This window comes from Streptomyces sp. NBC_00582 (assembly GCF_036345155.1).
Classification (GTDB): domain Bacteria; phylum Actinomycetota; class Actinomycetes; order Streptomycetales; family Streptomycetaceae; genus Streptomyces.
On sequence record NZ_CP107772.1, the window covers coordinates 6,422,352 to 6,449,142 of the forward strand.

Here is a 26,791-nt window from a genome sequence, read left to right on the forward strand (position 1 = left end):
CGCCTCAAGCGCCCCCTCTTGCGCCCCCACTCCCCTCCCTGTGCGGGCATCGCCCTCGCGCGGAGGTGTTGACTAGTTCTATTCAGAGGGTCAGGATGTGAATAGAGAGAGCAACAGTCCGTCGGGACGGAGACGAACCGTCCGCAAGGAGGCAGACCATGTCAGGACCCCGCCCCGTACGAGCGCCGCGCGGTACGGAACTGAGCGCCCTGGGATGGCAGCAGGAAGCCGCCCTGCGAATGCTGCAGAACAACCTCGACCCCGAGGTCGCCGAGCACCCCGACAAGCTCGTCGTCTACGGCGGCACCGGCAAGGCGGCCCGCGACTGGCGCTCCTTCGACGCCATGGTGCGCACCCTCGAGGGGCTGAAGCAGGACGAGACGATGCTCGTCCAGTCCGGTCGCCCCGTCGGCGTCATGCAGACCCACGAGTGGGCCCCGCGCGTCCTCATCGCCAACTCCAACCTGGTGGGCGACTGGGCCACCTGGGAGGAGTTCCGCCGCCTGGAGGCCCTCGGCCTGACCATGTACGGCCAGATGACCGCCGGTTCCTGGATCTACATCGGCACCCAGGGCATCCTCCAGGGCACCTACGAGACCTTCGCCGCCGTCGCCGCGAAGAAGTTCGGCGGCACCCTCGCCGGCACCATCACCCTCACCGCCGGCCTCGGCGGCATGGGCGGCGCCCAGCCCCTCGCCGTCACCATGAACGACGGCGTCGCGATCTGTGTCGACTGCGACCCGCGCGCCATCGAGCGCCGCATCGAGCACCGCTACCTCGATGTGAAGGCCGACTCCCTCGACCACGCCCTGCAGCTCGCCGTCGAGGCCCGTGACGCCCGCCGCCCGCTGTCCATCGGCGTCCTCGGCAACGCCGCCGACCTCGTCCCGCAGCTCCTCGCGATGGGCGCCCCCATCGACATCGTCACCGACCAGACCTCCGCCCACGACCCGCTGGCCTACCTGCCGGTCGGGGTGGCCTTCGAGGACATGGCGGACGCGGCCGCCAAGGACCCGGCCGGCTTCACCACCCGCGCCCGTGAGTCCATGGCCCGCCACGTCGAGGCCATGGTCGGCTTCATGGACGCCGGCGCCGAGGTCTTCGACTACGGCAACTCCATCCGCGGCGAGGCCCGGCTCGCCGGCTACGACCGGGCGTTCGCCTTCCCCGGCTTCGTCCCCGCCTACATCCGTCCCCTGTTCTGCGAGGGCAAGGGCCCCTTCCGCTGGGCGGCCCTGTCCGGCGACCCCGCCGACATCGCCAAGACCGACAAGGCGATCCTCGACCTCTTCCCCGAGAACGAGTCCCTCGCCCGCTGGATCAAGATGGCCGGCGAACGCGTCCACTTCCAGGGCCTGCCCGCCCGCATCTGCTGGCTCGGCTACGGCGAGCGCGACAAGGCCGGCGAGCGCTTCAACGACATGGTGGCCTCCGGTGAGCTGGCCGCCCCGCTGGCCATCGGCCGCGACCACCTCGACTGCGGCTCCGTCGCCTCCCCCTACCGGGAGACCGAGGCCATGCTCGACGGCTCCGACGCGATCGCCGACTGGCCGCTGCTCAACGCCATGGTCAACGTGGCCTCCGGCGCCTCCTGGGTCTCCCTCCACCACGGCGGCGGCGTCGGCATGGGCCGCTCGATCCACGCCGGCCAGGTCACCGTCGCCGACGGCACCAAGCTGGGCGGCGAGAAGATCCGCCGCGTGCTGACCAACGACCCCGGCATGGGCGTCATCCGCCACGTCGACGCCGGCTACGACATCGCCGAGACCGTCGCCGACGAGCGGGGCGTGCGGGTGCCGATGCGCGAGGGTGACGACGCGTGACGTTCCACAGCATGTGGACGGAGTTGCTGCCCATCGGCCGTGACTCCGTCTCCCGCGGCTACCGCCGTTTCGCCTGGACCCCCGCCGACACCGACTGCCGGGCCTGGTTCCAGGAGCAGGCCGCCTCGCGCGGTCTGGCCTACGAGGTGGACCGCAACGGCAACCAGTGGGCGTGGCTCGGGGACCCGGCCGCCGGGGACGCCGTCGTCACCGGCTCGCACCTCGACTCCGTGCCCGACGGCGGCGCCTTCGACGGCCCCCTCGGGGTGGTGTCGTCCTTCGCCGCCCTCGACGAACTGCGCGCCAGGCAGGCCGAGTTCGCCAGGCCCCTCGCCATCGTCAACTTCGGTGACGAGGAGGGCGCCCGCTTCGGTCTCGCCTGCGTCGGCTCCCGCCTCACCGCCGGAGCGCTCACCGTCGAGCAGGCGCACCGCCTCACCGACGCCGACGGGATCACCCTCCCGCAGGCCATGGAGGCCGCCGGCCACGACCCCGAGGCCCTCGGCCCCGACCCGGAGCGGCTGGCCCGCATCGGCGCCTTCGTGGAGCTGCACGTCGAACAGGGCCGCGCGCTGGACCTGTCCGGCGACCGGGTCGGCATCGCCAGCGCGATCTGGCCGCACGGCCGCTGGCGGTTCGACTTCCGCGGCGAGGCCAACCACGCCGGCACCACCCGTCTCGTCGACCGACGCGACCCGATGCTGTCGTACGCCGAGACGGTCCTCGCCGCCCGCCGCGAGGCCGAACTCGCCGGCGCCGTCGCCACCTTCGGCAAGATCTCCGTCGAGCCGAACGGCGTCAACGCCGTGCCCTCCCTGGTGCGCGGCTGGCTCGACTCCCGCGCCGAGGACCAGACCACCCTCGACACCGTGGTGAGCGGTGTGGAGAAGGCCGCCCGCGCGTACGCCGCCGCGCACGGCGTCGACCTCGACGTGGTCCGGGAGTCCTTCACCCCCGTCGTCGAGTTCGACCACGCCCTGCGCGACGAACTCGCCCGCATCCTCGGCAAGGACACCGACCTCAGGGTCCCCGTCCTCGGCACCGGCGCCGGACACGACGCCGGAATCCTCTCCGGGCGCGTCCCGACCGCCATGCTGTTCGTGCGCAACCCCACGGGCGTCTCGCACTCCCCGGCCGAGTTCGCCGCCGAGGACGACTGCGCGGCCGGGGTGCACGCCCTCGCCGACGTACTGGAAGGACTGGCCTGCAGGTGACCTCCACGCAGCGGACACGGACCTACTGGCTGGAGCACGCCTGGCTCGACCCGCGGGTCGAGCCAGGCGTCGCCCTCGATGTCACGGACGGCCGGATCACCGCCGTCCGCACGGGCGTCGACTCCCCGCCCCCGGGTGCCGAGATCCTGCGCGGCCTCACCCTCCCCGGTCTGGCGAACGCCCACTCGCACGCCTTCCACCGCGCCCTGCGCGGCACCGTCCAGGTCGGCTCGGGCACCTTCTGGACCTGGCGCGAGATCATGTACTCCTTCGCCGACCGGCTGACGCCCGACGCCTACCACGCCCTGGCCCGCGCGGTGTACGCCGAGATGGCGCTGGCCGGGATCACGGCCGTGGGCGAGTTCCACTATGTGCACCACACCCCCGGCGGCACCCCGTACGCCGACCCCAACGCGATGGGCGAGGCCCTGATCGAGGCCGCCGCCGACGCCGGCATCCGCATCACCCTCCTCGACACCGCCTACCTCTCCTCCGGCTTCGGACAGCCCCCCAACTCCCACCAGCTCCGCTTCTCCGACGGCAGCGCGGACGCCTGGGCGGAACGCTGTTCACTTCTCAAGGAACGGGATCACGCACGGATCGGGGCCGCGATCCACTCCGTACGGGCCGTGCCCGCCGAGCAGTTGGCGACCGTGGCGGGCTGGGCCGAGGAGCGCGGGGCGCCGCTGCACGTCCACCTCTCCGAGCAGACCGCCGAGAACGAGGCCTGCCACGAGGTCCACGGCTGCACCCCGACCCAGCTCCTCGCCCTGCACGGGGTTCTCGGACCCCGCACCACCGGCGTCCACAACACCCACCTCACCGCCGAGGACATCTCCCTGCTCGGCGGCAGCGGCACGGGCACCTGTATGTGCCCGACGACCGAGCGGGACCTCGCGGACGGCATCGGCCCGGCCGTCGCCCTCCAGAACGAGGGCTCACCGCTCTCCCTCGGCTCCGACAGCCACGCCGTGATCGACCTCCTGGAGGAGGCCCGCGCGATGGAGCTGAACGAACGCCTGCGCACCCGCACCCGCGGTCACTGGACGGCGGCCGCCCTGCTGCGCGCCGCCTCCGCCGACGGCCACGCGGCCCTCGGCCGCCCCGACGCGGGCACCCTGGAGGCCGGCGCCCCCGCCGACTTCACGACGATCGCCCTCGACTCCGTCAGGACAGCGGGCCCGCTGCCCCGGCTCGGCGCCGAGACCGCCGTATTCGCGGCGACCGCGGCGGACGTACGGCACACGGTCGTCGCGGGCCGGCACGTCGTACGCGACGGGGCCCACACCCTCGTACCGGATGTGCCGCAGGCGCTGGCACGGGCCGTCGAAGCCCTGCGCGCGTGACCCCCGGGCCCGCCCCCGCACCCGCCCCCGTCAGCCACGAGGACACGACGATGAGCACCAGCACCGTCATCACCAACATCGCCACACTGGTCACCAACGACCCCTCCCTCGGTGACGGCTCCCCTCTCGGTGTGGTCCGGGACGCGGCCGTCGTCATCGAGGGCGACCGCGTCGTGTGGACCGGTGACTCAAGCAAAGCACCCGCCACTGACAATCGGGTCGACGCCGACGGCCGGGCGGCCCTCCCCGGCTTCGTCGACTCCCACTCCCACCTGGTCTTCGCGGGCGACCGCACGGAGGAGTTCAACGCCCGCATGTCCGGCCGCGGCTACACGGCGGGCGGCATCCGCACGACCGTGGCGGCGACGCGGGCGGCCGGAGACGAGGAACTCGAGGCGAACCTCACCCGTTACCTCTCCGAGGCCCTCCACCAGGGCACGACCACCTTCGAGACCAAGTCGGGCTACGGCCTGACGGTCGCCGACGAGGCCCGCGCCCTGCGCATCGCCGCCGCCCACACCGACGAGGTCACCTACCTCGGCGCCCACATCGTCTCCCCCGACTACGCCGACGACCCGGCCGCCTACGTCGCCCTCGTCACCGGCGAGATGCTCGACGCCTGCGCCCCGCACGCCCGCTGGATCGACGTCTTCTGCGAGAAGGGCGCCTTCGACGGCGACCAGGCCCGCGCGATCCTCACCGCCGGCAAGGCGAAGGGCCTGCACCCCCGCATCCACGCCAACCAGCTCTCCCACGGCCCCGGCGTCCAGCTCGCGGTCGAACTCGACGCGGCGAGCGCCGACCACTGCACCCACCTCACGGACGCGGACGTCGACGCCCTCGCCAACAGCCGCACCGTGGCCACGCTCCTCCCGGGCGCCGAGTTCTCCACCCGCGCGAAGTGGCCGAACGCCCGCCGTCTCCTGGACGCGGGCGTCACGGTGGCCCTGTCGACGGACTGCAACCCGGGCTCGTCCTTCACCTCCTCCGTCCCCTTCTGCATCGCCCTGGCGGTCCGGGACATGGGCATGACCCCGGACGAGGCGGTCTGGTCGTCGACGGCGGGCGGCGCGGCGGCCCTGCGCCGGGACGACGTCGGCCGCCTCACCCCCGGCGCCCACGCCGACCTGACCCTCCTCGACGCCCCGAGCCACGTCCACCTGGCCTACCGGCCCGGGGTGCCGCTGGTGTCGGGGGTGTGGAAGAGGGGCGTACGGGTGGTCTGAGTGACAACGGCCAAGCATCCCCTCTTCTGGACTCGCAGAGTCTTCCCACTCGGGGACGCCGGGCCAACTGCTTTCTTTCAGAGCGGTCTTCCGCCCGGGTTCCCGACGGACGCGGGCGGGGTCACCGCGCGCCCGCCCGCCACCGCTGGTCCCCGTCCTCGTCCAGCGGCTCCAGCGACACCCCGCCGCCCGGGTCCGCGGTCAGCCCCGTCAGGATCGCGATCCGTGGGCGGATCGTCCCGTCGGCGTCCACGGTGAAGCGGAGGTTGTCGCCGTTGTCGCCCTCCACCGAGGCGCACTGCCAGACACCGACCCCCTTGTCCACCGAGCCCCGGCTGTCCAGGCAGAAGTCGGTGTCGGCGGCCGACTGGAGCACTCCCCGCCCCGCGTCCACCCGCCACCGCTGGCTCGGCGAGGACGTACACGGCACCGTCACCACGTCCGTGCCGTTGTCGAAGTCCCCCGCCACCTCCAGACAGCGGCCCGTCGCGACGTTCACGACCTGGGCGTACGTCCCACCCGGCGCCCGCGTCGGGGACGGGGTGGGGGTCGGGGCCGGCCGGGCGCTCGTGCGGGAGGGGGACGCAGTCGCGCTCGGCGAGGGCGACTCGCTGCTCGGTGCGGGAGTGGGCGCCGGCACCGACACCGTCGCTGTCACCGTCACCTGAGGGGCCGTCGACGGGGCGGCCGCCGCCGCGCCCGTCGGGGCTCCCGTGTCGTCCGAGGGCATCAGGACCAGCCAGAGGGGTATCAGCGCCACGCCTGCCACCACCGAGGCCAGGATCAACGGGCGCGGAAGCCGCCGTGTCGGCTTCCGGACCACCACGCCCGCCGGCTCCCGCTCCTCCCTCACGTACGCCGTCCCGCCCCAGGGCAACAACCCCTCCGCCAGCGCCGTGCGCGGCGCGTCCCGCAGCGCGCGCTGCTCCTCGTACGCCGTCGCGCAGTGCGGGCAGTGCGCCCGGTGGGCCTCCAGATCGGGGCTGCGCCGGGCACCCTCCGGTCGTACGGACTCCTCGATCAGCCGCCGGAAGTCCCCGCAACGCGGGTCGTCGGACACGGCGAGGCGCAGGCGCAGAGCCGCCCCGGCCAGGGAGTGCAGGGCGGGGGCCGTCCCGTACGACACGTCCTCGGGGGTCAGGCCGAGGAGTACGGCGACGCGCGCCGGCGTCTCCCGCTCCACCACCGCGTACCAGATCAGGCCCTGCGCGCGGGGCGGGAGGGAGTGGAAGGCGGTCAGCAGGGGAGGCACCGGTCCGCCGGGGGCCCGAGCCGTGTTGAGGACCAGCAGCAGGCCCGCGTCCAGGCCGCTCGCCCGGTCGTCCCGGGCCCAGTCCGCCGCCACCCGCCCCACCCGCAACAGCAGCCGGTGGAGCCAGGCGCCGCCCGGTTCGCTGCCGCGCGCGGTCTCGCGGGCGGTGAGGGTGAAGGCCTCCGCGGCCAGCCGGCGCGCGGCCGGTTCGCTCGTCGTGCAGAGGCGCGCGTAGGCCAGGACGGCGGGTTCGTGACGGGCACGGAGCGCGCGCAGCGCCGGGTGGGCGCGTGCGGGCGCCCCGCGCAGCAGGTCCGTCAGACGGGCGTCGGAATCACCGCAAGCGGTGGGATCCTCGCCGCTGTCTCCATCCGCACGGACCACGATCCGCCTCCTCGCCGTTGCTGACGTACTGGTCAGTCTGGGGTGGGGGTGACCCTAGTGGCGAGAGGGGCGTCGGGGGAGGGTTTCCGGGGGTAAGGCTCCTGCCCGGTCGTGCCCCGACGTGACCCCCAAGGGCTGTACCCCTGGGGGCCGGCCGCCGTCGACGGGGGAGCTACTCCTCGACCGTCAGGCCCTCCCGCAGCCGCACCAGCGTCCGGGACAGCAGACGGGACACGTGCATCTGCGAGATCCCCAGCTCCTCGCCGATCTCCGACTGGGTCATGCCCGCGACGAAGCGGAGGGAGAGGATCTGGCGTTCGCGCGGCGGGAGTTCGGCGATCAGGGGTTTCAACGACTCGACGTACTCGATGCCTTCGAGCCCGTGGTCCTCGTAGCCGATGCGGTCGGCGAGGGCGCCCTCCGTGTCGTCCTCCTCGGGCTGGGCGTCCAGGGAGGAGGCGGTGTAGGCGTTGGAGGCCGCCATGCCCTCCACGACCTCCTCGTTCGTGATGCCGAGACGTTCCGCCAGCTCTGCCACGGTGGGGGCGCGGTCGAGCTTCTGGGCGAGTTCGTCGCCCGCCTTGGCCAGGTCGAGCCGCAGCTCCTGGAGCCGGCGCGGGACGCGGACGGACCACGACGTGTCGCGGAAGAAACGCTTGATCTCGCCGACGATCGTCGGCATCGCGAACGTGGGGAACTCCACGCCCCGGGACAGGTCGAACCGGTCGATCGCCTTGATCAGGCCGATCGTGCCGACCTGGATGATGTCCTCCATCGGCTCGCTGCGCGAGCGGAAGCGGGAGGCGGCGAACTTCACGAGGGCGAGGTTGAGTTCGACGAGGGTGTTGCGGACGTACGAGAAGGCGTGCGTGCCCTCCTCGAGGGACTCCAGCCGCTCGAACAGCGTCCTGGACAGCGCCCGTGCGTCGACGGCGCCGATCTGTCCGATCTCCTCGTGCGGGGGGATCAGTTCGTCGTACGGAGGGGTCTCGTCGGAGTGACGGGGACCGGGGAGCTCCGCGATGGGATCCAGATGTTCCTGTGCCGGTGGGGGTGTCGACGTCGCAGTCGGGGTACGCGATGCGTCGAGCCGGGGTGACATGGTGTCCTCCATCGTTCTCGGCATAAGGCTGCCGAAGCCAGTGAGCGCACTACGGTGTGCGGCGCCTCCAAAGCCGGCCGTGTCGGTTGCGTGTTCCTTCCTAGCCCTATCGGCTCCGGCGAGCCGTCCGCAAGTGCGAATTGATGGGTTATGTCCGTTTGTGTGTGATTGTTCGGGTGTCGGAGCACGTGACGAAGGCGTAGTGTGCGAGGGCGGCCGGCGGGGAATGCAGCAGGCTGTCCACAGACAATCACCAAGCAGTGAGCGAACCCGGGAGAGAGACGCATGGACCGCGGGACGGTCGGCAGCGCACAGTCGGGCCGGCTTCTGGTCGAGGTGCGGGAAGAGGGCTCCAGCGCCGTCGTGACTCCGGCGGGTGAGCTGGACCACCACACCGCCGATCTGTTGCGCGAGCCACTCGAAGAGTGCCTCTCCAGGGGGCTCAGCAGGCTGGTCGTGGACTGCTCACGGCTGGAGTTCTGCGACTCCACCGGGCTGAACGTCCTCCTCGGTGCCCGGCTGAAGGCCGAGGCGGCCGGGGGAGGGGTCCATCTGGCGGGGATGCAGCCCGTGGTGGCCCGGGTCTTCGAGATCACCGGGGCGGACGCGGTCTTCACCGTGCACGACACCCTCGCGGCGGCGCTCGCCGACGAGGACGGCTGAGACGGCCGGGACGGCTCTCGGGTGGGACGGGGGGTGTTCGGTGGGTTCCGCCGGGCAGGAGACATCCTGGACCTGAACATGTCGGTGGCACGGTCGACGGAAACGCCGACGCGGCACGTACTGATCCCTGTACGGCAGTCTGTGCCGAAGTGAAGTTTCCTTGTGCAGGTAGGCGAACGTGAATTGTGAACCGGTGAATCGGTGAGGTGAAGCGCTGATGAGCACCACCCGGCCCTACTCGCCGGGCGACCGCGGTCCGGAGCAGGAGCCGGAGGCCGGCGGCGCTTCCGGGGCGTCGGCGGGTCCCCAGGTCCGCAGGCTGAGCTTCGACGGCGTGAGCGGGGTCGTCCCTGCGGCCCGCGACTTCGCCCGGCAGGCGCTGTACGCGTGGGGCTGGCTGCCCGCGGCCACCGCCGACCAGCGGGCCGCCGCCGAGGATGTGCTGCTCGTCGTCTCCGAGCTGGTCACCAACGCCTGTCTGCACGCCGAGGGGCCGGAGCGGATGGTGCTGGGCTGCGACAAGAAGGTGATCCGGGTCGAGGTCTCCGACCGCGGCACCGGCCAGCCGGCCCCCCGCACCCCGCACCGCGCGGGGCGCCCCGGCGGCCACGGCATGTTCATCGTCCAGCGCCTCTGCCTCGACTGGGGCGTCGTCCGCACACCGGGCCTGACGGGCAAGACGGTCTGGGCGGAACTGGGCGCCCCGGCCTGAGCGGCGGCTTCACCCTGGGGGCCGGCGTCCCCGCCCCCGAAGTTCCCGGCAACCTGCCCCGACGTCTCCGGCCACCCTGCCTCCGAAGTTCCCGGCGACCCTGCCTCCGAAGGGTTCGGCAACCCTGCCCCTGGCGGGCCCGGCGTCCTCGGCCCCGGTGGGTTCGACGGCCTCGGCCCTGGCGTGCCGGGCACGCTTGGCGTCGGTGGGTTCGGCGTCCTCGGTCCTGGTGGGCTCGGCGTCCTCGGCCCCGGTGGGTTCGACAGCCTCGACCTGGCGTGCCGGGCGCGCTCGCCCTTGGTGAGCTCGGCATCTTCGGCGCCCGCCGAGGTCTCACATCCCCGCCCCATCAGGTCTCACATCCCCGCCCCCTCAGGGTTGGCCTCCTCGCCCCCTCAGGGCTGGCCTCCACACCTCCTCGGTCACCTCCACACCTCCTCGGTCACCTCCTCACCTCCTCGGTCACCTCCTCGCCCCCTCAGGGTTGGCCTCCTCGCCCCCTCAGGGTTGGCCTCCACGCCCCTCGGGGTTCGCCTTCCCGCCCTTGCCGGCCGCATCCCCGAAACCCCCCGACCCCGCCCCCCGGATCGTCACAACTCCGGTCCGTGCCTTCTCTTCCCTCCTCATGCTGCCCGGCGTACCTTGACGGCTCGATCTGATGGCTCGTCAGGAAAATGGCCGGCTGGCGACTGGCAGGAATGAGGGGACCGTGTCGAACCGGAAGCGAAGCGCCGCGCTCGTGACGGCCGCGGCCCTGGCCGGGGCGGCGGTCTGGATGTCCGCCCCCGTGGCCACGGCCGAGGTCGTCGACGTCAACTACTCCTGCAAGACGCCCATCGGTGACAAGAGCGCGGTCTCGCCGATCGACATCAAGGGCGTCAAGAGCGGCAGCGGCTACAAGATCACGATGTCCTGGCAGAAAGGCGTCTCCTCCAGCCCGGTGGAGCTCGGCGCCGGTTCGATGAAACCGAGCGCCACCATCAAGCTGGGCGGCGCCGACAGCGGCACGATGACCGTCACCGGCGCCGCCAACCAGGCCGCGATCCCCGAGAACACCCCCATCAAGATCAACGATCTGAGCGGCACGTACACCCCGAAGAAGACCGGCAAGGTCACCTTCACGGCCGGGATCCTCACCATCAAGGCGCTCGGTACGACCACCACCTGCACCCCCACCAACAGCCCCGGCCCCTCCCTCACCCTCGACGTCACCGCGTCGGGCGGCGGAAGCGGAGGCAGCGGAGGAAGCAGCAGTGACGGCGGCAGCGGTGACGAGCTCCCGCAGACCGGCCCCGAGGACTCGGCGATCGCCCTCGGCACCCTCGGCGGAACCGTCCTGCTCGCGGGCGCGGCAGGCGTCCTGTGGCTGACCCGGCGGAACCAGCGGCCCACCCACTGACCGCCGCCCGCCCACCCCTCGCCACCGGAGCCGCCGATGCCGTACGCCCGCGCCGCCCGAAGCCCGCTGCTGCTCGCGTCCCTGCCCCTGCTGGTGGCCGCCGTTCCCGCCGTCACCCCCGGTGGCTGGTCGGCCGCGCCCCTGGGCGGTGGGCGGCCCTCGTTCTACGCGGAGGGCGCGCCCGGCGCGGTGCTCCAGGACACCGTCGCCGTCACCAACCGCGGCACCCGTCCGCTGGCCGTACGCCTGCGCGGCACCGGCCTCGCCGGACTTCCCCTCGCCTTCGCGCAACCGGCCGTACGGATACCCGCCCGCACCCGCGCCGAGGTGCCGTTCACGGTGACGCTCCCGTCGGACGCGCCCCCGGGCGCCCGCTCCGGCGCGATCGTCGTACGGGCGTCCACGGGGCGGCGGTTCACCGTGCCGCTGCTGGTGCGGGTGGGCGGCCCGAGGCTGTCCGCGCTGACCGTCGAGCACGTGGCCGTGCGCGGCGACCGGATCACGTACGAGCTGGTCAACCGGGGCACGACGGACCTCGTCCCCCGGCTCGCGGTGCGCGCGGACGGCGTCCTCGGCACCGTACTGGACCGTGCCCCGCGCACCCTGTCCGTCCGGCTGGCGCCCGGCCGCCGGCTGAGGCTCGACGAGCCGTGGCCCGACCGCCCGGCCCTGGACGCGGTGACCGTACGCCTCACGGTCACCGCGCCCGGTGCCGCCCGTGCCACCGGCGACGCCGAGGCGAGGTTCGTGCCGTGGGGCGCGTCGGGCGCGGTCGCGGGCGCGCTGTCCGCCGGGGCGGGGGCCCTGGCGGTCGTACGACGTCGTAGGCGCGAGGCCGATGCGAGGGGAGCGGGTACGACGTGAACGGCAGACTCCGGACCGCGGCGGCGGCCCTGGCCCTTGGACTGGCCTTGGCCCTGGCCCTCCTCCTGCTCCCGCTCGCGGGCGCGCCCCCGGCGACGGCGGCCGGGCACCCCGCCGTCACCTCGTCCGCGGCCGGCGAACCCGCCGTCACCCTCTCCACCGCCCAGGCCGGGACCGGCGCCTCGCTCACCGTCAGTGGCAGCGGCTGGCGCCCGCGGACCCTGCTGATGCTGCTGATGTGCGGTCGGGCCAGCCCGGCCCGAGGAGTGATCGGCGGCACCAACTCCTGCGCCAACGCCGACGGCCGGGCCGTCACCACCGACGGCGACGGACGCTTCACCCGCGCGCTGCCGGTGGCCGAGCCGCCCGTGCCCTGCCCCTGCGTGGTGCACGTGGCCACCGCGACCGGTACGAGGACCCAGGCCGACGTCGTCTTCGAGGTGGCCGGGCACGCCGTCGAACCGCTGCCCGCGGCGTCGTCCACCGGACGCCTCGCCCTCCTCACGGACACCCGGCTCGACGGTTCGAGCGGGCTGCTCACCTGGTTCGGCGCGCCGCCCGCCCGCACGCTCGTCGTCACCGTCGGCAACCTCGGCACCACCCCCGTGAAGGACCCGGTGTTCCAGGTCGGCACCGCGCACGGGGTGTTCGCCCCCCAGTGGGACGAGCAGCAGTGGCGCGGCACGATCGCGCCCGGCGGGAAGGCACGCGTGAAGCTGCCCGTCGAGCTGTCCGCCGGCGCGCACGGCGACTACACCGTCTCCCTGAAGTACGGCGGCAAGGTCCTCGCGGAGCAGCCGTGGGGCGTCGGCCGCCCCTGGGGCGTGACCCTCTTCTGGATCCTGCTCTGTCTGGTGGTGCCGGCGGCGGTCTTCCGGATCGGGATGGCGGTGGTGGACCGGGTACGGCCACGCACCCGCCACGGCCGCCGGGCGCCCCGTCGGCACCCGCTCGACGGGGACGGCGACGAGGACCCCTCACGGGTTCCCGCCGGCACCTCCGCGAGCCTGCCGTGGTTCACCCCGGACAGCGGTCCGGCCACGGCGGGCGGCCGGCTCTCCGCACCGCACGACGACCATCCGACGAGTCCTCGACTCCCGGCAGGAAGGGAACCAAGTGAGTGAGAGAGCCGTACCACCCCCGCGCGGGGCCGGGCGCAGGAGTGCCGCGGCGGCGGGCGCCGCCGTCCTGATCGCCGGGGCCGCCGCGCTGCTCGGCGTGACCGCGGGACCGGCCCAGGCCGCCGAGGTGTCCTACGCCACGCACTGTGTGCCGCCCTCGGGCGTGGGCCTGCCCGAGATCGACGGCACCTCCAAGGTCGACATCACCGCGCCGGCCACGGCGAAGGTCGGCGACACCGTCGACATCGTGTGGAAGTTCACGCAGGCCGCGTCGAAGAACCCCGACATCATCGACCTGCCCGCGAACTCGGTGCAGCCGTCCGGCACCCTCAAGGCGGCCGGCGCGCAGAGCGCGGACATCGCGATGACCGGCCCGCGGGAGAACCCGGCGATCCCCAAGGGCGGCGCCATGGTGCTGTCCGACATGAAGGGCACGCTGAAACTGACGGCTCCGGGCCAGGTGACGCTGACCCCGGACGCATACGTCGTCAACGCGCTGGGGACGAACACCACCTGCACGCCGTCGGCGACCGTCCCGTCGGCCGCGACGATCACGGTGACGGCGGGTGAGGGCAGTTCGAGCGCGTCGTCCGACCCGTCGGGCAGCGCGAGCGCCAGCCAGTCCCCGTCCGCCTCCGCCTCCGCGTCGGCGAGCGCCTCCGCGTCCGCGTCCGCGAGCGCCACCGCGTCCGCGTCCGCGAGCGCCACCGGTGACGACGGGCGGACCGACTTCACCGGCAAGGTCGTGGACATCCCGTACACCTGCGACTCACCGCTCGGAGTGAAGAAGGCGACCTCGCCGATCCAGATCAACGCCAAGAAGGACGGCGGGAGCTACGACCTCACCGTGCAGTTCAAGAAGTCGGTGATGGACAGCCCGATCGACATCCCGGCGGGCAAGGTGAAGCCGACCATGCAGGTCGTGCTGGGCGGCGCGGACTCGGGCTCGGTGAAGGTGGAGGGCCCGCTGAACTCCGCGGCCATCCCGCAGGGCGACCCGATCGAGATCCCGGACCTCACCGGCACCTACAAGCCCGGCGCGACCGGCGAGTCCACGCTCTCCCCGGGCGTCCTCACCATCGAGGCGATGGGCACGACCACCACCTGCACCCCGGACAGCACGGCCGTCTCCCTCACCCTGGACACGGCCGAACAGGCGAGCGGAGCGTCCGGCGGCAGCGGCTCGTCCTCGTCGAGTACGTCCACCGGCGGCGGCCTCGCGGAAACGGGCGCCGGCAACCACTCCTCCCTGAAGGCCCTGGGCCTGGTGGCCGGAACGGCGGTCCTCCTGGGCGCGGCGGTCTTCACCTTCATGCCGGGACGCAGGCAGACGCGCTGACCGGTCCCACCCGGGGGGCGCGGGGAACTGCGCGCCCAGCCACCGACGACGGACAGCCGAAACACAAGAGGGCCACCGTGCTCGACAACACGGTGGCCCTCTTCGGAACGACGATCAGTGAACGTCGCCCATCAGTTCCCGCACCCTCTTCCGGTACATCCACACCGCCGCACCGGCGATCAGCGCGAGCACCGCCTGAAGGGCGACGATCCCCGTCCTGTTCAGGTCGACCCCGGCGATGGACAGCAGACCCGTGGTCGCGTCACCCGCGGTGACCGCGAGGAACCAGACACCCATCATCTGCGAGGCATACTTCGCGGGCGCCATCTTCGTGGTGACCGACAGACCCACCGGCGACAGCGTCAGCTCACCCACGGTCTGCACGAAGTAGATCGCCACCAGCCACATCGCGGCCGCCTTGTGACCGCCGTCGGCGATCGCCAGCGGGGCGAGGAACAGGAAGAAGGACGCGCCGATCAGGACCAGGCCCATCGCGAACTTCACCGCGGTGCTCGGCTCCTTGCCGCGCCGCGCCAGCGCCAGCCAGGCCCAGGCGAAGACCGGCGCCAGCGCCATGATCATGACCGGGTTGACCGACTGGTACCAGGAGACCGGGAACTCCCAGCCGAGGACGGTGTTGTCGGCGGAGGAGTCCGCGAACAGGGACACGGTCGAACCGCCCTGGTCGTAGATCATCCAGAACACGGCCGCGGCCACGAAGAACCAGATGTACGCGGACATCTTCGACTGCTCGGCGCGGTCCAGGTCCTTGTCCCGCTTGATACGGCCGATGACCATGACCGGGATGACCAGACCGGCGATGGTGATCGGGACCAGCAGCCAGTTCAGGGTGTAGTGGCCGGAGACGACCACGACCGTGTAGAAGACGGCGGCGACGGCGGCCCACAGACCGGCCTTGCGCAGGGTCGCGGTCTTCTCCGCGGCGCTCATCGGGGTCGGTACGACGTCCGAGTGCGCGCTCAGGTGACGGCTGCCGAGCAGGAACTGGGCGAGACCCAGCGCCATGCCGAGGGCGGCGAGCGCGAACCCCAGGTGCCAGTTGACGTTCTCACCGACGGTGCCGATGACCAGCGGGGCGGCGAAGGCGCCCAGGTTGATGCCGATGTAGAAGACGGTGAAGCCACCGTCGCGGCGCGGGTCGTCCGGGCCCTCGTAGAGGTGGCCGACCATCGTGGAGATGTTGGCCTTCAGCAGACCGGAGCCGACCGCGACGAGCCCGAGGCCCGCGTAGAAGGTGCCGGCGCTGGGCAGGGCCAGGGTGAGGTGGCCGAGCATGATGACCGCGCCGGCGACGGCGACGGTCCTGCGGGGGCCGAGGACACGGTCCGCGAACCAGCCGCCGGGCAGGGCGAGCAGGTACACGAGCGACAGGTACACCGAGTAGATCGCGGTCGCGGTGGCCGCGCTCAGGTGCAGGCCGCCCGGGGCCACCAGGTACAGCGGGAGCAGGGCCTTCATGCCGTAGTAGGAGAAGCGCTCCCACATCTCGGTCATGAAGAGGGTGGCCAGTCCGCGGGGGTGGCCGAAGAAGGTCTTCCCGGAGCCGGGGGTGGCCGGACGGACCGAGTCCTTCGTCAGGCTGGACGCCATGGTCGTTCCTTGCTGGTCGGGACGCGCTGCTTGAGCGGGCTTGCCTGAGCGGTCACGCGCCCGGTGGGGGGCGGCCGGCACCGGCGGGTCGGACCGTCCACCCCACGCCCTCGGGGAGTCCGCCCCGGATCGCGGGGCGGTGGACGGCGACCACCGGGATCCACGCCTCTACGCGCGTTGCGCGAGCAGAGGCCCGGCCAGAGGTCATTCCTTTCACGGCCGGCGGGGGCGTGCCCCGCACCGGCCCGCACACAAAAGAGACCCTCGGCGTCACGTGCGCCAAAGGTCCCCGCGGTGCTACAGGCGTTGTTTCACCATACGTCAGGCAAGTGTCGGAAATGAATACATTTGAGACTCGGATCACAGGTGATCAAGGAACCGCAGGTGGGTTTCGAAGGTCCGTACTATCCTGCCACCCCGCGACCATAGGTCCGTACCAAGATCGCCCCCGGCGTGGCGGGCCGATTGTCCGGCATGTCCCTCGGTAAGAAACAGCGGCGCCGATCACACTTCGGGCCGTGCCCGCCGCGGTCTACCATCAGCTCATGACCCGTGTACTGCTCGCCGAGGACGACGCGTCCATCTCGGAGCCGCTGGCCCGCGCCCTGCGCCGGGAAGGGTACGAGGTCGAGGTGCGTGAGGACGGACCCACCGCGCTCGACGCAGGGATGCAGGGCGGCGTCGACCTGGTCGTACTGGACCTCGGCCTGCCCGGCATGGACGGCCTCGAGGTCGCCCGCCGGCTGCGCTCCGAGGGGCACGCCGTGCCGATCCTCATCCTGACCGCGCGCGCCGACGAGGTGGACACCGTCGTCGGACTCGACGCGGGCGCGGACGACTACGTCACCAAGCCCTTCCGGCTCGCCGAACTCCTCGCCCGGGTACGGGCCCTGCTGCGGCGCGGTGCCGCCGAGCCCGCGCAGCCGCCCGCCACCCACGGGGTGCGCATCGACGTCGAGTCCCACCGTGCCTGGATGGGCGACGAGGAACTCCAGCTGACGGCCAAGGAGTTCGACCTGCTGCGGGTCCTCGTGCGGGACGCGGGCCGGGTCGTCACCCGCGACCAGCTCATGCGCGAGGTCTGGGACACCACGTGGTGGTCGTCCACCAAGACCCTCGACATGCACATCTCCTGGCTGCGCAAGAAGCTCGGCGACGACGCGGCGAACCCCCGCTACATCGCCACCGTGCGCGGTGTGGGCTTCCGCTTCGAGAAGAGCTGAGCGCTTCCCGCCGCGTGGGATGAACCGCTCACGGTCCCCCTGGATATGAGGACATGCGCCGCCGACTGATCCAGTCCACCCTCGCCGTCGTGCTCGTGGTGATCGCCGTCTTCGGCGTGTCCCTCGTGATCGTCGAGAGCCGCACGATCAGCAACAGCGCCCAGGAACGGGTGGATTCCGAGGCGGTGCGGCTCGTCGGCATCGTGGACAGCCGGCTGCTCGGCTCCGAGGACGTCACCGGCGAGATCCTGCGCGACCAGGTCACGCAGGACCGCTACGCCGTGATCAGCATCCCGGGCCGGGAGCCGATCGAGGTCGGCACCCGGCCGAGCGGTGACGTCATCCACGCCGAGGAGCGGGGGGAGGGCGGTGAGACCGTCCGGGTCGAGGAGCCCCGCTCCACGATCACCCGCGAGGTCGGGCGCACGCTGCTGATCATCGGCCTGGTGGCGCTGCTCGCGGTCGTCGCGGCGGTCCTGCTGGCCATCCGCCAGGCCAACAAGCTCGCCTCCCCGCTCACCGACCTCGCGGAGACCGCCGAACGCCTCGGCTCGGGCGACCCGCGCCCCCGCCACAAGCGCTACGGCGTCCCGGAACTCGACCGGGTGGCGGACGTGCTGGACTCCTCCGCGGAACGCATCGGCCGCATGCTCACCGCCGAGCGCCGTCTCGCCGCCGACGCCTCCCACCAGCTCCGCACCCCTTTGACAGCCCTGTCGATGCGGCTGGAGGAGATCACCCTCACCGACGACCCCGACACGGTGAAGGAGGAGGCGACGATCGCGCTGGCGCAGGTGGAACGCCTCACGGACGTCGTGCAGCGCCTGCTGACCAACGCCCGCGACCCGCGCACCGGCTCCGCCGTCTCCTTCGACCTCGACGAGGTCATCCAGCAGCAGCTCGCCGAGTGGCGCCCCGCCTACCGCAGCGCGGGCCGGGCCATCGTCAGCTCCGGCAAGCGCCATCTGCGGGCCGTGGGCACGCCGGGCGCGGTCGCCCAGGTCCTCGCCGCGCTGATCGAGAACTCCCTCATGCACGGCGGCGGCACGGTCGCCCTGCGCACCCGGGTCACCGGCAACCAGGCGGTCATCGAGGTCACCGACGAGGGCCCCGGCGTCCCCGCCGACCTCGGCGCCCGCATCTTCGAACGCACGATCAGCGGCCGCAACTCCACGGGCATCGGCCTCGCGGTGGCCCGCGACCTCGCCGAGGCCGACGGCGGCCGCCTGGAAATGCTCCAGGCCCAACCCCCGGTCTTCGGCCTCTTCCTCTCCCGCACGGCCCCCCAGAAGAGAACCCCCCAGGACGAGGAACCGATGGTCAGGTAGGGCGGCGCGGCGGGACGGCGGGGGCGCCCTGCCGTGGTGGGTGCCCCGCCGGGGCCCCGTGTTCAGCCCACCCGCTGTCGTGGTTTCGGTTTGCGGGACTGTTCGCCGATCAGGGACTCCTCCGTCAGGAAGGACTCGGCGCTGGCCACCGCCTCCTTCGCCGGGAGGGCGCGGAAGACCCAGGTGCGGTACGACCAGAAGCGGAACAACGTCGCGATCCCGATGCCGACGAACTTGAACACGTTGCTCTGCAGCGGACTGTCCCACCCGAAGCCGTACGTCGCCGCGAACAGCAACCCGTTCTCGATGACCAGCCCGACCGCGCTGAATAGCAGGAACAGCGTCAGTTCCTTCGTACGCCCGCTCTTGTCGCGGTCACGGTAGGTGAAGTACCGGAACCCGATGTAGTTGAAGACGATGGACACGACGGTCGCGATGACACTGGCGCGCACCACCTGCAGATCCGTGAGGTGCCGTACGAGGTTGAACACCCCGAGGTTCACCAGCACCCCGGCACCGCCCACAGCCCCGAATTTGACCAGCTCACGGGCCACAGCCCGCAGCCGTCCTTGCCCCGAGGAACCATGCGCCATGGTCGTACAGGCCCCCGTTCGGGTCTCGGTTGTGTCAACTCAGCCATGCTAACCACCACTCTTGTCGGTTTCCTGTGCTCCGCCTCACGGGTCGGAAACAGGTCGGGAAGAACGCGGCAAACGGCTGGTATGAGCCGGGGAAAAGCCCCGTAAGAAGCCGGGGTCCGCGCCCCGGCGGGCTCGGGAGCGGGTCCGGGGGGAGCGGCCGATACCCTTGGGGCGTGACGTTTCCGGTAGTCGGCATGGTCGGCGGAGGCCAGCTCGCTCGTATGACACACGAGGCGGGCATTCCGTTGGGCATCAGGTTCAAGCTCCTCAGTGACACCCCCCAGGACTCCGCGGCGCAGGTCGTGAGCGATGTCGTCATCGGCGACTACCGCGATCTCGACACGCTGCGTGACTTCGCGCGGGGCTGCGATGTGATCACCTTCGATCACGAACACGTACCCACCGAGCACCTCAGGGCGCTGGAGGCGGACGGCATCCCCGTCCGCCCCGGCCCCGACGCGCTGGTGCACGCCCAGGACAAGGGCGCGATGCGCGCGAAGCTCGACGCGATCGGTGTGCCCTGCCCCCGGCACCGGATCGTGAGCGACCCCGAGGACGTGGTCCGCTTCGCGGCCGAGGGCGACGGCTTCCCCGTCGTCCTGAAGACCGTCCGCGGCGGCTACGACGGCAAGGGCGTGTGGGTCGTGGAGACCCCCGAGGAGGCCGCCGAGCCCTTCCGCGCCGGCGTCCCCGTCCTCGCCGAGGAGAAGGTCGACTACGTCCGCGAGCTCGCCGCCAACGTCGTCCGCTCCCCGCACGGCCAGGCCGTCGCCTACCCGGTCGTGGAGTCGCAGCAGGTCAACGGCGTCTGCGACACAGTCATCGCGCCGGCCCCCGACCTGGACCACGTCCTCGCCCTCCAGGCGGAGGAGATGGCGCTGCGCATCGCCAAGGAACTCCGCGTGGTCGGCCACCTCGCGGTCGAGCTCTTCCAGACCCGCGACGGCCGCATCCTCGTCAACGAGCTCGCGATGCGCCCGCACAACTCCGGCCACTGGACCCAGGACGGCGCGATCACCAGCCAGTTCGCCAACCACGTCCGCGCCGTGCTGAACCTCCCCCTCGGCGACCCGCGCCCCCGCGCCCCCTGGACGGTCATGGTCAACGTCCTCGGCGGCGACTTCCCGGACATGTACGCGGCCTATCTGCACTGCATGGCCCGCGACCCCCAGCTCAAGATCCACATGTACGGCAAGGACGTGAAGCCCGGCCGCAAGGTCGGCCACGTCAACACCTACGGCGACGACCTCGACGACGTGCTGGAGCGCGCCCGTCACGCAGCCGGCTACCTGAGAGGCACGATCACCGAATGAGCCCCGTTGTTGGCATCGTCATGGGATCGGACAGCGACTGGCCCGTCATGGAGGCCGCCGCCCAGGCCCTCGACGAGTTCGAGATCGACTACGAGGTCGACGTCGTCTCCGCGCACCGCATGCCCCGCGAGATGATCGCGTACGGCGAGCAGGCGGCCGACCGCGGACTGAAGGTGATCATCGCGGGCGCCGGCGGCGCCGCCCACCTGCCCGGCATGCTCGCCTCGGTGTCCCCGCTCCCGGTGATCGGCGTGCCCGTCCCGCTGAAGTACCTCGACGGCATGGACAGCCTCCTGTCGATCGTGCAGATGCCGGCCGGCGTCCCCGTCGCCACGGTCTCCGTCGGCGGCGCCCGCAACGCGGGCCTCCTCGCCGCCCGGATCCTCGCCACCCACGACGAGGACCTCCTCGCCCGGATGCGCGACTTCCAGCAGGAGCTGAACGACCAGGCCACCGAGAAGGGCAAGCGGCTGCGCGCCAAGGTCGAGGGCACGGCCGGCTTCGGCTTCGGGAAGTGACGGCCTTGAGCTCACTCGAGGCAGCCCGGGAACTCCTCGCCGAGTTCCCGGTCGTCGACGGCCACAACGACCTGCCGTGGGCCCTGCGCGAACAGGTCCGCTACGACCTCGACGCCCGCGACCTCGCCACCTCCCAGGCCGGACATCTGCACACCGACCTCCCCCGGCTGCGCGCGGGCGGCGTCGGCGCGCAGTTCTGGTCGGTGTACGTGCGCGCCGATCTGCCCGACCCGGTCACGGCGACCCTGGAGCAGATCGACTGCGTACGGCAGATCGTCGACCGTCACCCGGCCGACCTGCGCACCGCGCTCACCGCCGCCGACATGGAGGCGGCACGGTCACAGGGCCGTATCGCCTCCCTGATGGGCGCCGAGGGCGGCCACTCCATCGCCAACTCGCTGGGCACCCTGCGCGGCCTGTACGCGCTCGGCGTCCGCTATCTCACCCTCACCCACAACGACAACGTGGACTGGGCGGACTCCGCGACCGACGAGCCGGCGGCGGGCGGCCTCACGGCGTTCGGCCGCGAGGTGGTGCGCGAGATGAACCGGATCGGCATGCTCGTCGACCTCTCGCACGTCGCCGCGACCACCATGCGCGACGCGCTGGACGCCAGCTCCGCGCCGGTGATCTTCTCGCACTCCTCGGCGCGCGCGGTCTGCGACCACCCCCGCAACATCCCGGACGACGTCCTCGAACGCCTCCCCGCCAACGGTGGCGTCGCGATGGTCACGTTCGTCCCGAAGTTCGTGCTGCAGGCGGCCGTCGAATGGACCGCCGCGGCGAGCGCGAACCTGCGGGCGCACGGGTTCTTCGACCTGGACACCACCCCCGAGGCGATGAAGGTCCACCGGGCCTTCGAGCAGGCGCACCCCCGCCCGGTCCCCACGGCCGCGACGGTCGCGGACCACCTCGACCACATGCGCGCGGTGGCCGGCATCGACCACCTGGGCATCGGCGGCGACTACGACGGCACGGCCTTCACCCCCGACGGCCTCAACGACGTCTCCGGCTACCCCAACCTCATCGCGGAACTCCTCGACCGCGGCTGGTCCAGAGCCGACATCGCCAAGCTGACCTGGCAGAACGCGGTGCGGGTGCTGGGCGCGGCGGAGGACGTCTCCCGCGAGCTGCGCACCACACGGGGCCCGTCCAACGCGACGATCGAGTCCCTCGACGGCTGAGCCGTACCCGGTGGGCGGACCGTACCCCCGAACGCCCCGCCCACCAGGAAGCCGTCCCGCCCCCGTGCGACGGTGGCCGTACCGCTGACCGACGTACGGAGACCGCCATGGCCGACCTCCAGGACGAACTGCAGGGCGAGCTGCGGGACGAACGGCAGGACGAACCGCACGACCCGTCCGAGGTCCCCGAACCACCCGTCCCCCGCACGGACCCGTACGCCGCGCCCCCCGACCCCCTGGAGCGGGCGCACGCGCTGCTCGCCCGGCACCCCGTCGCCGACGGCTGCAGCGGGCTGGCGGGGGCGCTGCGGGAGCTGCCCTGGTACGACCTCGAACTCGGCGAGAGCGCCGTCGCCACCGATGTGCCCCGGCTGCGGCGCGGCCGGGTCGGCGCGCTGTTCTGCGCCCTGGAGCCGCCCGAGGGCCACGCCCCCGACCGGGCCCTCGGCGCCACCCTGGAGCAGCTCGACCTCGCCCGCGCGGCGGTCGCCGCCCATCCGCAGGGGCTGCGGCTCGCCCGGACCGCGGGAGAGGTCCTCGACGCCCGCAACTGCGGCCGGGTCGCCGTCGTGCTCGGCCCGGCCGGCGCGGCGGCCCTCGACGGCTCCCTCGCCGTCCTGCGCGTGCTGCGCTCCCTCGGACTGCGTGTCCTCACCCTCGCCGGCACCGCCTGGGCGAGCGAGGCGGGACTGACCCGGTTCGGCGAGGAGGCCGTACGGGAGATGAACCGGCTCGGTGTCCTCGCCGACCTCTCCGGCGCCTCCGACGCCACCCTCGGCCGGGTCCTCACCCTGTCCCGGACGCCGGTGCTGGCGATGCGCTCCGCCTCCCGCGCGCTGCGCCCCCACCCCGACAACCTCCCCGACGGCCTGCTCGCCGAGCTGGGCGCGGCGGGGGGCGTGTGCATGGTGCCGCTGACCGCCGAGCAGACCGGCCCCACGCTGCGGGACGTCGCCGACCACCTCGACCACGTCCGCGCCGTCGCGGGCCCCGGGAGCGTGGGCCTGTCGGGCGCTTACGACACCGGCGCCGCCCCTCCGCAGGGCCTCACCGACCCCTCCGGCTACCCCCACCTCGTCGCGGAGCTCCTCCAAAGGGGCTGGCCGGAGACCGACGTGGCCCTGCTGACCTGGGGCAATGTCCAGCGCGTGCTGCGCAGCGCCGACTTCGCGGCCCGCGCGGCCCAGAAACGGGACCGCCCGAGCGCTTAGGGGTGCTCGATCCGGCAGAGGCAGAACGGGTGGCCCGCCGGATCGGCGTACACCTGGAAATCCTTCTTCTCCCGGTCCTCCAGGTCCAGCGGCCGTGCCCCGAGCGCCAGCGCCCGCTCATGGGCCGCGTCGACCTCCGCCCAGGTGGCGCCGGCGTCGAGGTCGAGGTGGAACTGCTGGGGGTTGCGGTCGGCGCGCGGCCACTCGGGCGGGGTGTACCCCTCGACCTGCTGGAACGCGAGCCGGGGGCCGCCGGGGACCTGGAGGACGTACCAGTCGTCCTCGCCCTCCTCGGCCCAGGGGGTGCCGCCCAGGAGCCCCGCGTAGAACGCGGCGAGGCTGCGCGGCTCGGGACAGTCCAGCACGACGGAGCGGAAACGCACGACGGATGCCATGAGGGACGCCTGCCCGCCCGGCCGTCGTGGGTAACCTCGCGTAACCCGGCGTAACCCACAGGAGATCGACAGCAAGACGCACAGGGGGTTCACCCCGCATACGGCAGCCACGTACGGCAGAATGCACGCAGACGCCGGTTCGGCCGACTGAGCCTCGGCCGAACCGGCGTCACCCTGCGCTCGGCCCGGCACGCTCACGCCGTGGGACGCCCCATGGCCCGGTACGTCCAGCCCGCCTTGCGCCACACCGCCGGGTCGAGCGCGTTGCGCCCGTCGAGGATCAGCCGGGCCGCCGCCACCTCCCCGAGGGCCGCCGCGTCCAGCTCGCGGAACTCACGCCATTCCGTCAGATGCAGGACGACGTCCGCGCCCCGGACCGCCTCCAGGGCCGAGGGGGCGTAGCCGAGCGTCGGGAAGACCCGGCGGGCGTTCTCCATGCCCTTGGGGTCGTAGACGGTCACCTGGCCGCCCTGGAGGTGGATCTGCCCGGCGACGTTGAGCGCGGGCGAGTCCCGGACGTCGTCCGAGTCGGGCTTGAAGGTGGCGCCGAGCACCGCGACCCGGCGGCCCAGGAAGGGGCCCCCGCCGAGGGCCTCCCGGGCCAGCTCCACCATCTGCCCGCGCTGGCGCATGTTGATGGAGTCGATCTCCCGCAGGAAGGTCAGCGCCTGGTCGGCGCCGAGCTCACCGGCGCGGGCCATGAAGGCGCGGATGTCCTTGGGCAGACACCCGCCGCCGAAGCCGATCCCGGCCCGCAGGAACTTCTTGCCGATGCGGTCGTCGTACCCGATGGCCTCGGCGAGCTTGGCGACATCGCCGCCGGCGGCCTCGCACACCTCCGCCATCGCGTTGATGAAGGAGATCTTCGTGGCGAGGAAGGAGTTCGCGGAAGTCTTCACCAGCTCGGCCGTCGGGAAGTCGGTGACGACGAACGGCGAGCCCTCCCTCATCGGCGTGGCGTACACCTTCCGCAGCAGCTTCTCCGCCCGCTCGCTGCGCACGCCGACCACGATCCGGTCGGGGTGCAGGGTGTCCTCGACGGCGAGGCCCTCCCGCAGGAACTCCGGGTTCCAGGCCAGCTCGGCGTCCGCGCCGGCGGGCGCCAGCTCGGCGATCGTCCGGGCGAGCCGCTCGGCGGAGCCGACGGGCACCGTCGACTTGCCGACGACGAGGGCGGGCCGGGCCAGATGCGGGGCGAGCGAGGCGATCGCGGACTCGACGTACGACATGTCGCAGGCGTACTCGCCGTGCTTCTGCGGGGTGTTCACACAGACGAAGTGCACATCGCCGAAGGCGCCGACCTCGGCCCAGTCCATCGTGAAGCGCAGCCGTCCGGTGGAGCCCTCGATCCCCGCGACATGCCGGCGCAGCAGCTCCTCGAGCCCCGGCTCGTACATCGGGGTCTCCCCGCGCTCCAGCTTCTCGATCTTCTCCTTCACCACGTCCAGGGCGAGCACCTCGAAGCCCAGCTCGGCCATGGCGGCCGCGTGCGTGGCCCCGAGATAGCCGGTGCCGATCACGGTGATCTTGAGGCTCATGGAAGCTCCAGACAGTAAGCGGGGGGTGCGCGCGCCCGAGCATATCCGGGCGGGTCGGAGCCCTCACCGGGCGCTTTCCCTCCCCAGGCTTCCTGTTGTTGTCCAGCTCACGTGTCAGACGCGCGGTCGGGCCTCTAAAATTTGAGTTACTTAACGGTAATTAGCGTCGGTAATCGCTAGCGTCTTTGGAGCGTGAGCAACCTTGGCCGGATCGGCTGACTTCGACCTGTACCGCCCGTCCGAGGAGCACGACATGCTCCGGGACACCGTTCGCGCACTGGCCGAGGCGAAGATCGCGCCGTACGCCGCAGCGGTGGACGAAGAGGCCCGGTTCCCGCAGGAGGCCCTGGACGCGCTGGTCGCGAGCGACCTGCACGCGGTGCACGTACCCGAGTCGTTCGGCGGCGCGGGCGCCGACGCCCTGGCGACCGTGATCGTCATCGAGGAGGTGGCCCGCGCCTGTGTGTCCTCCTCCCTCATCCCGGCCGTCAACAAGCTGGGCTCGCTGCCGGTGATCCTGTCCGGCTCCGAGGACCTGAAGAAGAAGTACCTGACGCCGCTCGCCAAGGGCGACGCGATGTTCTCGTACTGCCTCTCGGAGCCGGACGCGGGCTCGGACGCGGCCGGCATGAAGACCAAGGCGGTCCGTGACGGCGACCACTGGATCCTCAACGGTGTGAAGCGCTGGATCACCAACGCGGGCGTCAGCGAGTACTACACCGTCATGGCGGTCACCGACCCCACCAAGCGCTCCAAGGGCATCTCGGCCTTCGTCGTCGAGAAGTCCGACCCCGGTGTCTCCTTCGGCGCCCCGGAGAAGAAGCTCGGCATCAAGGGCTCCCCGACCCGCGAGGTCTACTTCGACAACGTCCGCATCCCCGCGGACCGCATGATCGGCGAGGAGGGCACCGGCTTCGCGACGGCGATGGCGACCCTCGACCACACCCGCATCACCATCGCCGCCCAGGCCCTCGGTGTCGCGCAGGGCGCCTTCGACTACGCCAAGGGCTATGTCCAGGAGCGCAAGCAGTTCGGCAAGCCGATCGCCGACTTCCAGGGCATCCAGTTCATGCTGGCCGACATGGCCATGAAGATCGAGGCCGCCCGCCAGCTCACCTACGCGGCCGCCGCCAAGTCCGAGCGCGGCGACCGCGACCTCACCTTCCAGGGCGCCGCCGCCAAGTGCTTCGCCTCGGACGTGGCGATGGAGGTCACCACGGACGCCGTCCAGCTCCTCGGCGGCTACGGCTACACGCGGGACTACCCGGTCGAGCGGATGATGCGCGACGCCAAGATCACCCAGATTTATGAGGGCACGAACCAAGTTCAGCGGATCGTGATGGCGAGGAACCTGCCTTAGCAGGGTTTTTGCAGGTCAGGAGCT

General features: G+C 72.2%; 23 protein-coding genes. 17 read left to right on the forward strand and 6 right to left on the reverse strand.

From position 1 onward, the window contains the following. Positions 1–158 precede the first annotated feature (158 nt). From hutU to hutI, 4 genes are read left to right on the forward strand one after another with little or no spacing between them, the layout of a single operon-like run. Positions 159–1,823, forward strand: a complete 1,665-nt coding sequence (hutU, locus tag OG852_RS28900) for a urocanate hydratase (protein ID WP_133917443.1) — start codon at positions 159–161, stop codon at positions 1,821–1,823. After that, positions 1,820–3,037: an allantoate amidohydrolase gene (locus OG852_RS28905; protein WP_133917444.1), complete on the forward strand. Its 1,218-nt coding sequence runs from the start codon at positions 1,820–1,822 to the stop codon at positions 3,035–3,037. The genes hutU and OG852_RS28905 overlap by 4 nt, the downstream gene beginning before the upstream one ends. Continuing rightward, positions 3,034–4,383: a formimidoylglutamate deiminase gene (locus tag OG852_RS28910; RefSeq protein WP_330349410.1), complete on the forward strand. Its 1,350-nt coding sequence runs from the start codon at positions 3,034–3,036 to the stop codon at positions 4,381–4,383. Before OG852_RS28905 ends, OG852_RS28910 begins: the two co-directional genes overlap by 4 nt. Positions 4,384–4,433: 50 nt before the next feature. Further along, positions 4,434–5,609, forward strand: a complete 1,176-nt coding sequence (hutI, locus tag OG852_RS28915; RefSeq protein WP_330349411.1) for an imidazolonepropionase — start codon at positions 4,434–4,436, stop codon at positions 5,607–5,609. A gap of 121 nt (positions 5,610–5,730) precedes the next feature. On the opposite strand, the gene OG852_RS28920 is transcribed toward hutI, so the two are convergent. Both OG852_RS28920 and OG852_RS28925 read right to left on the reverse strand, forming a co-directional pair. Next, complete coding sequence (locus OG852_RS28920; RefSeq protein ID WP_330349412.1) at positions 5,731–7,245, reverse strand: ricin-type beta-trefoil lectin domain protein; 1,515 nt, start codon at positions 7,243–7,245, stop codon at positions 5,731–5,733. Between the two features lie 172 nt (positions 7,246–7,417). Further along, positions 7,418–8,347 (reverse strand): RNA polymerase sigma factor SigF, encoded by a 930-nt coding sequence (locus OG852_RS28925; protein WP_133917448.1) that lies wholly within the window; start codon positions 8,345–8,347, stop codon positions 7,418–7,420. Positions 8,348–8,632: 285 nt separating this feature from the next. Here OG852_RS28925 and OG852_RS28930 point away from each other — a divergent pair, with 285 nt between their 5' ends. The 6 genes from OG852_RS28930 to OG852_RS28955 all read left to right on the forward strand — a co-directional run bounded on the left by OG852_RS28930 (position 8,633) and on the right by OG852_RS28955 (position 14,445). Continuing rightward, complete coding sequence (locus OG852_RS28930) at positions 8,633–9,010, forward strand: STAS domain-containing protein (RefSeq protein ID WP_330349413.1); 378 nt, start codon at positions 8,633–8,635, stop codon at positions 9,008–9,010. 217 nt (positions 9,011–9,227) lie between these two features. Then, positions 9,228–9,722: an ATP-binding protein gene (locus OG852_RS28935; protein WP_133917450.1), complete on the forward strand. Its 495-nt coding sequence runs from the start codon at positions 9,228–9,230 to the stop codon at positions 9,720–9,722. Between the two features lie 709 nt (positions 9,723–10,431). Then, positions 10,432–11,121, forward strand: a complete 690-nt coding sequence (locus OG852_RS28940) for an LPXTG cell wall anchor domain-containing protein (protein ID WP_208117384.1) — start codon at positions 10,432–10,434, stop codon at positions 11,119–11,121. Between the two features lie 36 nt (positions 11,122–11,157). Next, the gene (locus OG852_RS28945; protein WP_330349414.1) at positions 11,158–11,985 is read left to right on the forward strand and encodes a hypothetical protein; all 828 of its coding nucleotides are present in this window, start codon (positions 11,158–11,160) and stop codon (positions 11,983–11,985) included. Continuing rightward, the gene (locus tag OG852_RS28950; RefSeq protein ID WP_443064573.1) at positions 11,982–13,109 is read left to right on the forward strand and encodes a hypothetical protein; all 1,128 of its coding nucleotides are present in this window, start codon (positions 11,982–11,984) and stop codon (positions 13,107–13,109) included. The genes OG852_RS28945 and OG852_RS28950 overlap by 4 nt, the downstream gene beginning before the upstream one ends. A 67-nt stretch (positions 13,110–13,176) precedes the next feature. Continuing rightward, positions 13,177–14,445, forward strand: a complete 1,269-nt coding sequence (locus OG852_RS28955; protein ID WP_443064663.1) for a hypothetical protein — start codon at positions 13,177–13,179, stop codon at positions 14,443–14,445. A gap of 114 nt (positions 14,446–14,559) precedes the next feature. On the opposite strand, the gene OG852_RS28960 is transcribed toward OG852_RS28955, so the two are convergent. Further along, entirely contained in the window at positions 14,560–16,056 is a 1,497-nt protein-coding gene (locus tag OG852_RS28960; protein WP_330349415.1) for an oligopeptide:H+ symporter, read from the reverse strand. Positions 16,057–16,601: 545 nt separating this feature from the next. Between OG852_RS28960 and OG852_RS28965 the strand changes: the two genes are divergently transcribed. Continuing rightward, positions 16,602–17,279, forward strand: a complete 678-nt coding sequence (locus OG852_RS28965) for a response regulator transcription factor (RefSeq protein ID WP_067251025.1) — start codon at positions 16,602–16,604, stop codon at positions 17,277–17,279. 53 nt (positions 17,280–17,332) lie between these two features. Continuing rightward, positions 17,333–18,607 carry an ATP-binding protein gene (locus OG852_RS28970; protein ID WP_133917454.1) on the forward strand — a complete coding sequence of 425 codons (1,275 nt, stop codon included), beginning with the start codon at positions 17,333–17,335 and terminating at the stop codon, positions 18,605–18,607. A gap of 62 nt (positions 18,608–18,669) precedes the next feature. Here the strand turns inward: OG852_RS28970 and OG852_RS28975 are convergent, their stop codons facing one another. After that, positions 18,670–19,200: a GtrA family protein gene (locus OG852_RS28975; RefSeq protein ID WP_133917455.1), complete on the reverse strand. Its 531-nt coding sequence runs from the start codon at positions 19,198–19,200 to the stop codon at positions 18,670–18,672. A gap of 221 nt (positions 19,201–19,421) precedes the next feature. Between OG852_RS28975 and OG852_RS28980 the strand changes: the two genes are divergently transcribed. The 4 genes from OG852_RS28980 to OG852_RS28995 all read left to right on the forward strand — a co-directional run bounded on the left by OG852_RS28980 (position 19,422) and on the right by OG852_RS28995 (position 23,474). After that, positions 19,422–20,561, forward strand: coding sequence for a 5-(carboxyamino)imidazole ribonucleotide synthase (locus tag OG852_RS28980; RefSeq protein ID WP_330349416.1), 1,140 nt, complete (start codon positions 19,422–19,424; stop codon positions 20,559–20,561). Next, positions 20,558–21,079 carry a 5-(carboxyamino)imidazole ribonucleotide mutase gene (purE, locus tag OG852_RS28985; protein ID WP_133917457.1) on the forward strand — a complete coding sequence of 174 codons (522 nt, stop codon included), beginning with the start codon at positions 20,558–20,560 and terminating at the stop codon, positions 21,077–21,079. The genes OG852_RS28980 and purE overlap by 4 nt, the downstream gene beginning before the upstream one ends. After that, positions 21,076–22,263 carry a dipeptidase gene (locus OG852_RS28990; protein ID WP_330349417.1) on the forward strand — a complete coding sequence of 396 codons (1,188 nt, stop codon included), beginning with the start codon at positions 21,076–21,078 and terminating at the stop codon, positions 22,261–22,263. The genes purE and OG852_RS28990 overlap by 4 nt, the downstream gene beginning before the upstream one ends. Positions 22,264–22,370: 107 nt before the next feature. Beyond that, positions 22,371–23,474: a dipeptidase gene (locus OG852_RS28995; protein ID WP_330349418.1), complete on the forward strand. Its 1,104-nt coding sequence runs from the start codon at positions 22,371–22,373 to the stop codon at positions 23,472–23,474. On the opposite strand, the gene OG852_RS29000 is transcribed toward OG852_RS28995, so the two are convergent. Continuing rightward, a complete protein-coding gene (locus OG852_RS29000) occupies positions 23,471–23,869 on the reverse strand; it encodes a VOC family protein (protein WP_133917460.1) in 399 nt (132 codons plus the stop codon). The genes OG852_RS28995 and OG852_RS29000 overlap by 4 nt on opposite strands. A gap of 194 nt (positions 23,870–24,063) precedes the next feature. Further along, positions 24,064–25,407 (reverse strand): UDP-glucose dehydrogenase family protein, encoded by a 1,344-nt coding sequence (locus OG852_RS29005; protein ID WP_330349419.1) that lies wholly within the window; start codon positions 25,405–25,407, stop codon positions 24,064–24,066. 202 nt (positions 25,408–25,609) lie between these two features. Between OG852_RS29005 and OG852_RS29010 the strand changes: the two genes are divergently transcribed. Then, positions 25,610–26,767 (forward strand): acyl-CoA dehydrogenase, encoded by a 1,158-nt coding sequence (locus tag OG852_RS29010; RefSeq protein WP_133917462.1) that lies wholly within the window; start codon positions 25,610–25,612, stop codon positions 26,765–26,767. Positions 26,768–26,791 lie beyond the last annotated feature (24 nt).